14 protein-coding genes are annotated in these 12279 nt (G+C 54.9%); all 14 read right to left on the bottom strand.

Translation table 11 applies throughout. The features are described from left to right. Positions 1 to 11: 11 nt before the first annotated feature. Entirely contained in the window at positions 12 to 1547 is a 1536-nt protein-coding gene (locus M2397_RS29685) for a type IV secretory system conjugative DNA transfer family protein (protein WP_259244989.1), read from the bottom strand. Positions 1548 to 1635: 88 nt separating this feature from the next. Continuing rightward, on the bottom strand, positions 1636 to 1962 hold the full coding sequence (locus M2397_RS29680) for a hypothetical protein (RefSeq protein WP_259244988.1): 327 nt from the start codon (positions 1960 to 1962) through the stop codon (positions 1636 to 1638). Then, positions 1959 to 2195 (bottom strand): hypothetical protein, encoded by a 237-nt coding sequence (locus M2397_RS29675; protein ID WP_259244987.1) that lies wholly within the window; start codon positions 2193 to 2195, stop codon positions 1959 to 1961. Before M2397_RS29675 ends, M2397_RS29680 begins: the two co-directional genes overlap by 4 nt. Positions 2196 to 2331: 136 nt before the next feature. After that, positions 2332 to 2682 carry a hypothetical protein gene (locus M2397_RS29670; protein WP_259244986.1) on the bottom strand — a complete coding sequence of 117 codons (351 nt, stop codon included), beginning with the start codon at positions 2680 to 2682 and terminating at the stop codon, positions 2332 to 2334. 8 nt (positions 2683 to 2690) lie between these two features. Next, positions 2691 to 3752: a P-type DNA transfer ATPase VirB11 gene (gene virB11 / locus M2397_RS29665; protein WP_259245002.1), complete on the bottom strand. Its 1062-nt coding sequence runs from the start codon at positions 3750 to 3752 to the stop codon at positions 2691 to 2693. Positions 3753 to 3770: 18 nt separating this feature from the next. After that, positions 3771 to 5054, bottom strand: coding sequence for a TrbI/VirB10 family protein (locus tag M2397_RS29660; RefSeq protein ID WP_259244985.1), 1284 nt, complete (start codon positions 5052 to 5054; stop codon positions 3771 to 3773). Next, positions 5041 to 5862: a TrbG/VirB9 family P-type conjugative transfer protein gene (locus tag M2397_RS29655; protein WP_405046504.1), complete on the bottom strand. Its 822-nt coding sequence runs from the start codon at positions 5860 to 5862 to the stop codon at positions 5041 to 5043. The genes M2397_RS29660 and M2397_RS29655 overlap by 14 nt, the downstream gene beginning before the upstream one ends. Next, entirely contained in the window at positions 5859 to 6635 is a 777-nt protein-coding gene (locus M2397_RS29650; RefSeq protein WP_259244984.1) for a virB8 family protein, read from the bottom strand. Before M2397_RS29650 ends, M2397_RS29655 begins: the two co-directional genes overlap by 4 nt. A 197-nt stretch (positions 6636 to 6832) precedes the next feature. Beyond that, positions 6833 to 7774 (bottom strand): type IV secretion system protein, encoded by a 942-nt coding sequence (locus M2397_RS29645; RefSeq protein ID WP_259244983.1) that lies wholly within the window; start codon positions 7772 to 7774, stop codon positions 6833 to 6835. A gap of 21 nt (positions 7775 to 7795) precedes the next feature. Next, positions 7796 to 8455 (bottom strand): P-type DNA transfer protein VirB5, encoded by a 660-nt coding sequence (gene virB5 / locus M2397_RS29640; protein ID WP_259244982.1) that lies wholly within the window; start codon positions 8453 to 8455, stop codon positions 7796 to 7798. Further along, positions 8452 to 10812: a VirB4 family type IV secretion system protein gene (locus M2397_RS29635; protein ID WP_259244981.1), complete on the bottom strand. Its 2361-nt coding sequence runs from the start codon at positions 10810 to 10812 to the stop codon at positions 8452 to 8454. The genes virB5 and M2397_RS29635 overlap by 4 nt, the downstream gene beginning before the upstream one ends. Continuing rightward, a complete protein-coding gene (locus M2397_RS29630; RefSeq protein ID WP_259244980.1) occupies positions 10790 to 11227 on the bottom strand; it encodes a VirB3 family type IV secretion system protein in 438 nt (145 codons plus the stop codon). The genes M2397_RS29635 and M2397_RS29630 overlap by 23 nt, the downstream gene beginning before the upstream one ends. Before the next feature lie 24 nt (positions 11228 to 11251). Continuing rightward, the gene (locus tag M2397_RS29625; RefSeq protein WP_259244979.1) at positions 11252 to 11605 is read right to left on the bottom strand and encodes a type IV secretion system protein VirB2; all 354 of its coding nucleotides are present in this window, start codon (positions 11603 to 11605) and stop codon (positions 11252 to 11254) included. Next, positions 11598 to 12275 carry a lytic transglycosylase domain-containing protein gene (locus tag M2397_RS29620; RefSeq protein WP_259244978.1) on the bottom strand — a complete coding sequence of 226 codons (678 nt, stop codon included), beginning with the start codon at positions 12273 to 12275 and terminating at the stop codon, positions 11598 to 11600. The genes M2397_RS29625 and M2397_RS29620 overlap by 8 nt, the downstream gene beginning before the upstream one ends. Positions 12276 to 12279: the final 4 nt, after the last annotated feature.

Here is a 12279-nt window from a genome sequence, read left to right as displayed (position 1 = left end):
ACTGGCAGTGGTTACTTGCGGACGTCGGCCGGCGGCTGACGCTTTTGTTGCTCTTGCTGAATGACCAGGTCGTGCGGGTTCACCATGGCGGCGGTGGGCACAACCACACGCATCGGAACGGTCAAGCTGTCCACCAACGACGCATCGCCCATGGGCAGTGCCGGTGTCGTAAGGCCTTTGCGTGCTTTGAAAACGTCTTCCTCGAAGTAGACGATCTTTCTGCAGCGAATATTGACCGGCTTGGTCTGCTTCGTGCCCTGTACAAAAATGATCTGCTCGTCGAAGGGCAGCTCATTCAGTTCCTGCGGCAGCAGCAAGGGGCGCGGTTGATCGCTGTAACTCGACGACCGGGTGCGCTCCTTGCCGTAGTTCACCGAATCGTTTCTGACCCGTACGGTGGTATTACCCAGTCGTTCGCTGTAGGTCTTGGCCACATCGATATCACCCGGTGCGAACACGACTTCAATGTGAAAGGCTTTCATAATGGCATCGCCTGTTTCCTTTCCGTAGGTGCGTTCACCCCGCATCTGATCCTTGCTCTGGAAGATGATCAGGTAACGCAAACCGGCACCGCGCAACAACGCAGGCCCCGTTTCCATCGCTTCCATCCGGCCCATTACCGCGATTTCATCCAGTACGAACAGAATCTGATACTTGAGCCGGAGCGTTCCATCCTCACAATGCCCGCCTTGGTCTGGCAGGATTCTCGAGTTCTGCATCATTGCCTGGGAAAAAAACATGTTCATCAGCGGGCCAAACTTCTTGACGTTCTCGCCGGTGACACAGAAATAGATGCTCGTTTTTTCCTCACGCATCTTGTCGAACTTGATGTCATCGCCCGACAGTGCCCAAGCCACGGTCTTCTCCGAGTACAACGTCAGTTGGCTACGGACGATATCCGCCGTGGTCGACCAGCCGCTTTTCGCTTTGGCCTGCTCAACGATGCTGCCGATTTCCCGCAAACACTCGGCGCTGAGTGCCTTGTCGCCTTCGCTTCGATTAGCCATTACCTGTTCAGCCCAGGTGCCCATGCCGACACCCATCGATGCGACTTCGTACACTTGAGGCAACGTACAGGGCAGCTCAGGCGTTTCCATTAGGTACAGGACAATGGCTGAAAACACCGACGCCGCCTTGCTGTACCACTCCTGGTTCTTTGGGTTGTCAGAAACGTAGAGCGCAGCGGCCTGCGTCCGGATATCACCCAACCGATACAACGGATCACGGCGCAGCGCAGAGAACGGGTTCCAGCGGTGGGTATCCATGCGCTCGGGGGAGAAACGCCGTACCTTCTGCCCGGTCAGAGCCCGAAACCCGGCCGTGGCGTCCCAGTTTTCAAACTTCGGATCGTTGACTACCACCGAATCCGGAAATGTCAGCAGGTTGGGGATCACCATACTGACGCCTTTCATGGTGCCAGGCGGCGCGGCCAACATGACGAACGACTGGCCGTAGGTGGCCAAAAACGAATCGCGCTTGGGGTGCTTGCCGATCAAGATCGGCGGGAAGTCTTCTATCCGCTTCTGCAGATTTTCTTGGCTGTACATTTAACCTCCTGGTCATTTGGAACTGCTACCAAAACACCACCCGGGCGCCCGCGCTCGATCGGCACTTTGGTAGCAACACAGGGCGGATTTACGTTTTGACGGAAGCGCACGCGGCGCTGGAAGGCTCGATCATTTCGAAATTCGAATCACTCTCCGGCACACCCTCACCGCGATTCAGCGCCTCCAATTGCGCGGGGCTGATGGCTTGGTAGCGCCAGAGTGCCGTCGAGCCTTTCGGGCAGTAGCTGAAACTTATCGGGAATGCAGCCTCGACCACCGTGGCGTCTTCGATGCCATGCTTTTTCAGCACCGTCGCCGCCCAAACGGAGAAGTCGTAAAGGGGGATCGGCAACATGGCCGCTGCACTGCCCGAGGCGAGTGCTGCAGCAACGGTGCAACAGGCGAGCAGCTTCATGGGCGAGCCTCCCGCGCAGCATCTGCGGCTTGTTGCACGGCCAGCGTTTTTTCAGCGGTCGTGTGAATCATCGACAGCGTTGCATTACCCAGGGCTTGATTGGCCTCCGACGTCACCTGGTTGGCGGCAATGGTTGTCAGTCCCGAGTTGATCGCTTCGTACTGTTTGATTTGAATGAACACGCCCAGCATCAGCGTTCCTAACACCAGCATTTTGAACGTTGTGTTATTCATGGGGATTACCTTTGATGTCGATAAAGCCCATGCGCGCCGGGGTGACGATTTGTCCAGGCACGCACGGGCCACCAAGCCAGTTATGGCGCGGGAGCAATGTTGAGTTTATGGAAATCGGGAGCAAATCTCGGCAGGCTTACAGCTTTTGGTAGTCGCCCGTGTATTCGAATGCCCGAAGCTCTTTGTCATTGGCGAATCGAGCATCACCGTGCAACGAGCGTTTCGGTTTTACCCGTGCGAGCAGGGCCAGCAGTGTCAGGCCGACCGGGAGAAACGTCAGTGCAGCGGTGATGCACCACACCCAGGGCAGGTACACCAGACGACTATCATCAAGCGCAAGGTGCCGGGCATCGAACAATGTCCGGTAGGTCACGCCAGAGTAATCGCCTCCTGTAATCTGCAAGAACACTCCTCCTCCCACATACAGTCCCAGGACGAAGCACACGGCCATCAGGATCAGGACAATCAACGTCACTTTCCACCACATAAACCCTCCTAGGCCGCTACGCCATTCAACAGATCCAGCTTGTGCTGTGGGTCGTAATGCACTTCATGCAAATACGTTTTTTCCATGTAGATCATGATGTCGAACGACGTCCTTACAAGCCGTTCGATGTACGGGTAATCAAGCCCTTTGCCGACTTCCGATTGCTTCACCAGGCTGCAGATCCGCGCAACACCCGCGACGCTGTCGTTCGCGTGCGCCGTCGTGACGGTGCCGGGCAAACCGGTGTTGAGACTTTCCATGAAATGCCAGGCCTCGTCCCCGGTCAGCTCGGCCAACAGCAGGTGGTCGGGCTTCATCCGCATCGTGATGGCCACCAATGACTTGGGGGTCACCCGCTGGCCGTACAGCAGGTGAACGCGGTTTGGATGTTTCGGCAACACCAGCTCGTTGACGGCTTCGATGGTGATCAGGCGGCGGCTTGGGTCATAGAGGTCAACCAATGCCTTGGCAAACGTCGTTTTCCCCGAGCCAGGTCCGCCAAAAATGATGATGTTTTGCCGATGGTGCATTGCCTGTCGGAAGAACCGATCCCAATCCAGTCGCACATGCGCGTCCATCATGTCGCGCTGCCAATCTTTCAATTCCACCTTGGACGTCGATATCGCGCGGATCTTCTCAAACCGTCCTGAGTCTTGGTAGTTGGGCAGCGAAAACCGATCAAGCGAAGGCTTCCGAATCGTCAGCGATATGGTGCCTTTCTCGCAGGCTGGAGGCATGACCAACGTGCCCCGCGTGCCCTGCGGGAAAATGTTGGGCAGATCCACAGTGTGCAAGGGCTCGTCGGCGGACAGTGCTATTCGGTTGAACGCCGCCAGAGAGGTCGCAACCTTCTCGCACAGGTCCAGGGTGAGCTGAGGCATAGGCTCCATCGTGTCGGCGAGCTGACCTTCTGCCGCCGTCCACAGTTCGCCCGGGCGGTTGAAATACACCTCGGTAACGCCCTTACGCTGCAATCGCTCAGTCAACCCCGCCTGTTCCATGAAGTCGCGTAACAGAGTCGAATCATTCAGTTCCTCGAATCCCTCCAGATCCTCGACGGGCTGGCTCATCATGTTCATCAGATCCTCCTAGCGGTTTTCAAGAACCGAAGAAAAGTCGATATCGCGGGCGATGATCACTGTCAGAATGGTGCCTGGCAGCAGATAACCCGTTGGGTTGATATTGATGTTGGCGTCCAGCGCCTTGCTGGCCATGTTTTCGACGTTCTGCTCACTGTTGTTGACCGTGTAACCAGACCCGCTCTCTTGGGTGGAGTTGGATGCAGCCGACAACACGTCTTGGAAGGCCGACAACGCGACAGCACCGCCGTAGCGTTCAAGATAGTGGTTGTCGATCCACGCCTTGGTTCCACTTGCCCCCATTTGCCCCGCGCCCAAACTATCCAACCGGGCACGTATACCTGGCACACCCGCCACCCCGGAACTCGTTTCAAGCTCAGTCCACGTTGTGAACACGCGGGTCTGACCTGGGCGAACTTCAACTTTCTGCTCGCCACTGAGTGGTGCGCCTGCTTCAGCGATCACTGTCGATCCGTCTGCCGAGTACAGCGGTTCGGTCAGCCGACACTCCACCAGACCTGGTTGATCGGTGATGATCTCGGTGTACAGCGCACAGCGCCCATAGGTGTTGTGCCGCAGCAGGTACTTGCCATCCGGTGCCAAGACCGCTTTAGACGGCTTAAAACCAGTGCCAGAGAGGCTTGATAGGCTTCCACGATAAGGCGACGAACCAGAACCGCCACCGCCATCGAGCACGCCCGCATCAGCCTCGCTACTGCCGACGGACGACTGGCGGGCGCCGGTCGCTGATTGCCCGTAACTGGAACCGGCGACTGACGTTGGTTTGACGTACACACCACCGCCTAACTTGCGTTGCAGCGGTGTTTTTTCAGCAGGGGCAGAGCTGTTGCCTTGACCGGATGGGGCCGGTGCCTGCCCAGTGGACTTTGGCGGCGGCGCCGGCTTGGACTCCGGAGCCGGGGCGGGCTTGGCTTGTTGCTCCTGTTTGCGCTTCAAGGCTTCCTCTTCGGCCATTCGGCGTGCCTTTGCTTCCTTGGCGATTTTCATCGCGTCATCGTTGCCCTCATTACTGCGCAGCATGGTATCGGCCTGCACCTTGGATTCGTCGATGTCAGTGCTACCTTCGTTCATCACATTGAAGGCCACCGCCCAAAGCGCCACAAGCCCGGCGATCAACACCACGAACACCACGCCGGCAATCGCCCAATACTTCATGTTCTGCGGGGTTTTCGTAACGCTCGACCGGAGGTCGAACGCTCCGCGTGCCTGGGCTGAACTGCTGGATGCTGGTTCTGTTACGCCTTCAGGCGTTGGGTTGTTATTGGTCTGCATGTTTCACCACCCGAATATCGCCAGTCGTGGTGCCGTTGTAGTTATAGAAGCCGCCCAGGCGCTGTCGCGTTTTGACTTCCAAGACCATCATGTTCAAACGAAAGCGGAATGCTTGGCTCACACCATGTACGACCAGGATGTTTTGCACCGTACGGGTGTTCACCAGACTTTCACTTCCATCCGGCAAGACTTGGTAAACCACAGGTCGCGGCGTATTTGCCGGGAAGCGGAAACAGGTAAACGTACCGTTGTCCCATGCCTCGTAAGGTGAAATTTCCTTGTCCCCTCGACGCTGATAGGCGCGGTTCATCGCGCCGCTGCACGGGTTGGGATTGAGGTCCCGTTCCGCGACCAGTTTTTTAACGCCAATCGGCTCCGGGTATGTGAAGCGCAGCGCGTACGTCTTCAACGCGTCGTCTTTTACCAACACCAGTTCGAAGATATAGGTATGTCGATTGGTGTTGATGATCAGGTTGGTGTCCGGATCCTTGGGCACTTTCGGCTTGATACTGACCAAGTTGCCCGCCAGATTCGTGCCCAACTCCCAGGCATCCGGGTCGCCTGCAACCATAAGCCCGGAGTCCTCGGTGACAGTCTCGTTGACCGGGAACTGAATCAGCGACGTACGCCCGATCACGGCCTGAATGCGATACACGTTGTCAGGTGAGTAAACGGCCGTCTGTACCCGAGGATCCATGTACGAGCCGGCGCCCATCACTTCGGCATTGGCGTAGCGCGATACCAGGGTGCACAGCGCACCGGCAACGAACAGAAGTCCCGCGATGCCCAGCTTTTTTCTGAAGGTCATAGCTTGCCCCCCACTTCCTCGTTTTTCGAGTAAGTGACCGCTCCGAAGCCACTCGGCGACAGCCAAGCGTCGCCGCGCGTTTTCGGCTTCTTCTTGTAGTCGTAGGTGATCATTGCACGGTACTTGAGCGGCTTGATCGTCATGTCCGGCTCACCGTTGCGGTCAAGCACTACCTTGGTCATCAACACCTGGGCGGTACCGGTGCGATTCTTACGATCCAGAAAGGTGATGTCATTGATTTCGGTGCGAATCATCCGCGAGTCGCCCAATACCTCCAGGTAGCCTTTCTTCGACAGTTGGAAGTTTCGGTATTCGGTGAACGTCTCATCATGAGACATCAATTCGACCAACTTATATTGCGCATCGTGATCGGCGAAGGTGTAACCCTCCCGGGCGCGCACATACGTGGCCAGCATGAACTCATCATCGATTTGTTCCTGCGACTTCTTTTCACTGGCCGGGCGCAGCACATCCGTCGCACCGGTAACTTCGTTAACGCGAACCGCGAATGGGACGTACTCTTTCAAGGGCGTCAACCCCATGACAGCGCCGATAGCCATGAAAGTCAAAACACTGTTAAACATCGCGATACGACGCCACATGGTAGCTTTGGCTTTATGTTCTTTCGCGACGTTATCTTCAAACCAGCGCGCGGCCCATTGATATGCCTTTTCGTATGCGCTCATTTCTTGAGCCCTGAGCGCGTCCATTGGCGGCGGTGACGCTAAGAGCCGTTCCTGTTCAATGATTTGATCTTTACTTTTTCGCAGCATTGGGCGCCCCTCCTTTTAATTGACTTGCTTGAAGTACCGGCGGATTAAAGTCTTCCCAAGAACCGGACGGTTCCGGCAACTTTGGCGCCGAACTACAGGCAGAAATAAAAACCACGCAAAACAACCCGCTCAAGGCAAGTCTAGATTTCATCGCAATAACCTTTAGGTGTTGGTACGAGTGCTACCCGAGGGGGCAGCTATTGGACTGTGTTGCGGCGTCTCATAACTAGCCTTGCGATAGCTTTGCCAGCAGCGCCGGCCATGCGACTGGCCGTGCCGACGCCCGTGCCCTTGCCGAGGATCCCAGACACGCCCGTTGCGCCGGAAGGCGTCCCGCCCATGATGGAAGCGGCGTAGCTGGGTAACTCAGTTGCGAGCAGCGTAAAGGCGCCGAAGTAGAACAGTATCGAGAACGCTTCGGCCCAAGTGGCTTCAATCGCGCCATTTTTCATTATCACTGTGTTGATGAAGCCGATTTCCAAAGCGATCACAATGGAGAACAGCACACTGGTGAGCATAAACCCCCCAACCAGCGATACCCATCCGTAAAACCATTGGCGGGTTTGATCAAACAGCGCAAATGCAATGAATAACGGACCTACCACCAACATCAGTGTTGTCGCCACTTTCAAGGTGATAAGCGTTCCAACGCACACCGACAAGAAAGGAATCCCACCAAGCAACATGAAGATCAGCACACAAATGCCCATTATGACGATGTTAAAGTTGTCCAACAGATCGAAATCCATTGCCTCTACCAACTTCACCACAGCATCAACAAATGCACTAATCAAGGTATCAACTTGGTTAGTCTGATTCCCCTGTTGCCCTGATAGGACGCCGCCCATCCACGTCGGTAGATCCGTGACAAACGGAACCACGTTCTGGATGTACCAGGACACGTTAAACGCGAAGGACACGATGATCGCCATTTTGAAGATAGACCAAAGAATATCTTGATAAATGACGTCAATTCCGGTGAATAACCATTGCAAACTTTTCAAGGCAAAGTGCACCATCCAGACTGAGCCGAACGATGCACCCACACCCAACATCACTTTCGCTGTGCCGGACATCAACGTACTGTTAAGACCGGTCTCAATTGCTTTAAATAACGGTTCCGCAATTTGAATATCCATAGGTCACCTTTAATTGCTGGGCTAAGACTTCTTCCCGTTGAGGTGATCCTTGAACGCCTGGGCACGCTGCTTACTTTCCAGTCGTTCTTTCTGCGCGACCAGCATCTGAGTCTGTTGCAGCCTCATTTGCTGATTTTGTAGCTCCAGCAGTTCTTGCTGGTAGCGCAGTTGCAGATCCTCCTTCTCTTGTGGTGTTTGGACCTCATCGAGCTTGGTGCGCAGGGCCTGGGCATTCTTGACCCGCTGGGTGCTCGCGTCGTAGTTACGCTCCAGGGCATCGGTCACCGCCAGTAGCTTGTCGAATGACTTCTGGACGTTGATATCGTCCGAAACCAGTCCGTAGCGGTCACGCAACGAACCGAGGTCACGCGCGTCCTGATAAATATCCTCCCAGCCATCGAGCGACAGCGTCTTGTTCAGCTCAGGATTATCGAGAAAATCACCGAGTTTGGAATTCCCGGTGACCAGGCTCTTGTAGTGGTCAAACTGAGCCTTGGCCTGCTCGATTGCCTCTTTTGCTGCGTTGAGCTGGTCCAGTGCTTCTTTAGCCTGGCGCTGCGCGTCCATCGCCATCTGTGCCAGGGACGCGACGTCGACGGTTGGAATGCCTGATCCGTAACTGCACGGCACTGTAACGGCAATGGCTAACGCCAAAGCGGATGCGAGTAGTCTTTGTTTCATGCGGACACCCCACCAGCATTGGCTTCTCTGGCTCGGCGTTCGGCGGCGGTTATTGCAGCCATTCGCTCCAGAAACGCCGGAACCCATAGATGTGGGTCATCGGTGCCAAGTGACCGCCGTACCTCTGCCGCGACCGCAAGGTTCTTCTCCGTCGACGACAGCAGCGGCAGCCAGTATTTCAGGTGATCGGGCAGTTCCATCTTGAGCTGTACCGCCTGATGCCCCTGCACCACCACCATTTCGCGGCTGAGGGGATGCATACCAGCGATGGTATCGAACACTTTGCCCTTGACGCCGAACTTGGCATAACCGTCCTTATCCGCTTTGGTATTGGGCAGCCAGATCGCCGTAATGACCTGCTGGACAACCGCCGGAGCGTACTCAGTGCTTAATGCATCCTCTGGCGACTGAGTATCCATGATCAGGATTTCGCCACGGGTTCGTCCGCTCTTGAGGATTTCCTTGATCTTTTCGGCTGTACTCTCGAAGGACAACGGCACCCAATACTCAGCGATCGCGTTAATGAGCAGGCTGCCCGGTTTAGCCTGGTGCATGGTGCGTTTCACGAAAAACAGCGTGTTGAGCAACACTTCCATGACATCGGGATGTTTGGTGGCATATTCCTTTTTCAGAATCCTCGTGCAATCAAACGCCAGACGCCTGAACGCTTTGGGATCAAACAGGTTTTTCGGCGAATCCAGTACCCAGGCATATTGGCCGACATGACCACCGGCAACCCGACACCACTTGGCCAAGCGGGTATGCAGGCAGTTGTTGCCTTTCTTGGTGATGTTCTGCAGCAACAACGACATGCCTCGATTGTCGACGTTGGAATGCTGCATCACCGCGTCGATGGAGCGCTGAATCTCCCGTTCTTCATCCTGGTTAGTCTGCTCCTTACCGCCGGCGCAGCAGAACACGATGTCGAACAAAAACTGGCGCAATTCCTCGTTATCCGGAAACTGGAACGGGTTCAGACCGGTGAATTTCCCCGGTGCGATGGTGAAATAGTGCGTGTTGAGCGCACGCAGCAGGTTCTCCAGCGAGTTGTTGTAATCGATGCAGAAATACATCGGATCCCAACGACTGAAGAACATCAGCAAAATCGCCTCGAACGTGGTCTTACCGACCCCCGTTTGCCCCGTGATCGAAATATGCCCTGGCAACATTTCACCCAGATTGTTTTGACCGGGAGGGCTATCGTGCGCGCTGAGCATGAACAGCCCTTTCTTGACGGTCTGCATCGGGACCAACGCCGTTCCGTCGCCAATGGGGTTGCCCTTCGCCTTGCCGGCCGGCGTGGCATGCAACGAAAAGCCGCAGGCCAGGTTTTCGGTCGACTTCGACAAGGGGTATAGCGAACGGGTTTCGCCAGGAAACTGCGTGTACCAGGTTGTGTAGTTCGTCATGGTGGAGCGTACGAACGTGGCATCGCGAACGGTAAACACCGATTCCATCTTGGAGCCGTTGGTGATCGCCTCGTCCGGCGTATTGCCGAACACGATCATTGATGCGTGATATCGACCCATCGCCAATTCGCCTTGGGTGATTTCCTGCACAGCGGCCAACAATTCGTTGGTCTGTTTGGACTCCCCCTCTACCGAACTCAGATCGGAAACGTGCTTAGTAAAGGTCCGTTTGGCCGTGTTGCGATCATCGAAGATGAAGGTCTGCACCAACGTAAAGTCGAACGGCTGTTCAATCGCCTCATCCCACATACCAGGGTAGGAACCGGCGCTCGGGTAGTCGCGCAGATCGTAGGTGGTGCCAAAGCGAACGCCGCCCCGATTGGGGCGATTCTCGAGGAAATCGTATTCGCCGAAATTGGTCACGCTGTCGATCATCGCGTCACCCAGGCGCGTATCGCTGTGCAATATGTCTTTTTCATGCCCGTTGATCAGCAGGCTGAAATAGCGACCGGCTTGGGAGAAAAGCGCGCCGTAACGGTTCGATTCCATCCCCATGAAGGAGGGATCGTAATCGGCGAGCATGGTTTCCGATATCGTCAACAGCTCCTTCATCCGGCGAATGCCGTCGTCCTGGTCGCGGTATTTGAGAACCAAGCCCAGGGCATAACCCGTCTGCCGATAGGTCCCGTTGCGAAATGGCGCTGTGTACGCGTCGGCAAACTCCTGCAGTGGCTGCAGGTCGAACACATACTCGGTGTCCAGCTCGACTTTTGTTTTGGTGATGTAGGTCTGCAACATCAGGTTTTTGCCTTCTTTCTTACCCAGTGCAAGAAAGTAGGTATTGATCTGCAGGAACAGCCGGTCGAGTTCTTTTTTACTGACCGTTTCGTGAGAAATGCCTTTGAGTCGAATCAGGCTAAACAGCCTATACCCGCTCAGAGTCACCATGTGTTCGTGGACCGGATAGCACATCAACGGGACTTTTAACTGCTCCGGCGATAAAGCGCTGTTGTGAAAATCTCTTCCCATAATATTGGCTCCAGAGAGGACTATAGGGGGTGAGCAGCAATTGTTTTCCGTGTTTTAGGTTCAACCACAAACGATGAACTGAAAAAAGAACACGGCGTATGTAACGATCATCGATAGACGTCATGATTCGCAGACCGCACACCGCAATAACGAATGGCAGTAGTGCAACCAGCGCCCAAACGAACGACAACAACGTGAACGTAATAACGAAGACAATCACTGCAGCAAGAAACAACCCGACAAGCGGCATGATCGGAACCCCCCAAAACATAGCGGGGCGGCTCATGGCGTTATAACTCGGGTAAAGCAGGACTTTTTCTTCTTCTTGCGACATTGGAAACTCCCTGACTTACTGATGTCAGTCAAACGTGCCTGTACCGAATATCTGCCAAGCACCCGCCGCCAATACCAATGCACCACCAACGGCAATAATTACCCAGATTTGTTCGAGGTAATCCTTGAAGGTCGTGGAATGGTCACCGTTAGCCCGCGCAAGCAGCCATTTAATGCCGCACCACAACAACGAAATCAATGCAGCCGAACCACCGGCTGCATACATACCGATTCGGATTTTTCGAGTTTGATCCAGAACGGTTTGATCCCAATCGGCCATTGCGAACAACGGCACGCAAGCAATTGCTACCACCAATAACTTAATGAACTCCTTTTGCTGGATGAAAAAACCGGTGATTTTTTGCTTAACGTTAAACATCATTGTTCTCCTGTGGAACTTCTTCGGGTGTTGGTACTGATTTAGGTTGTGGAGCGGGTGCTGGGCTGTAGCGCGGGTACTGACGCAACACGTCCCAACTTTCATAGGTAGGTGGAGGTTGAGGCACTGCGGGTTGTGCCAAGGGCTGTGCCGGATCGCCGCCATCCGCTGTGATCGGCCCGACTTTGTAAGACTCTGCATTGGCGACGATGCGCTGGACGTGGCTAGTTCCGCCAAACTGGGGCTCTGCCTCGAAGCCGGTGGTCTCGTTGCCGCTGTAATAGCAGGAAATTGCTTTTAGTGTTTTCTCCTGGGGCGTATCTCCTTTCGATCCTACGCGCTCGTAGCAAGCCTCCAGATTGGCAGCTGCCATGCGCAAATTAGTACACGGGTCAAAGACCAGCTCCGGTTTGTTAACGTCGAAGTTGTAACGATTAATTTGACCCAGCCCAATACTAAAGTTTGCCCCTTCAGCGACCAGCTCTTTTACTTTCGCCACGGCCTCATCCAGAGTTTGCGGTTGCTGCGGTAAAACCTTACCTACCACACCAATCGCCCAAGGGTTAAATCCAGATTCAGTTTTGACGATAGTGATAGTAGTTTGAGGGTGGACGGCGGGAGCACATTGCAGCGCCAAGGTCATAACTGCGCTTGCAGTCAATAATGCCATAATG

This window comes from Pseudomonas sp. BIGb0381, from assembly GCF_024809815.1.
GTDB lineage: Bacteria > Pseudomonadota > Gammaproteobacteria > Pseudomonadales > Pseudomonadaceae > Aquipseudomonas.
Note: the sequence above shows the minus strand (reverse complement) of the source record. Positions and strands in the feature narration are given on the sequence as shown.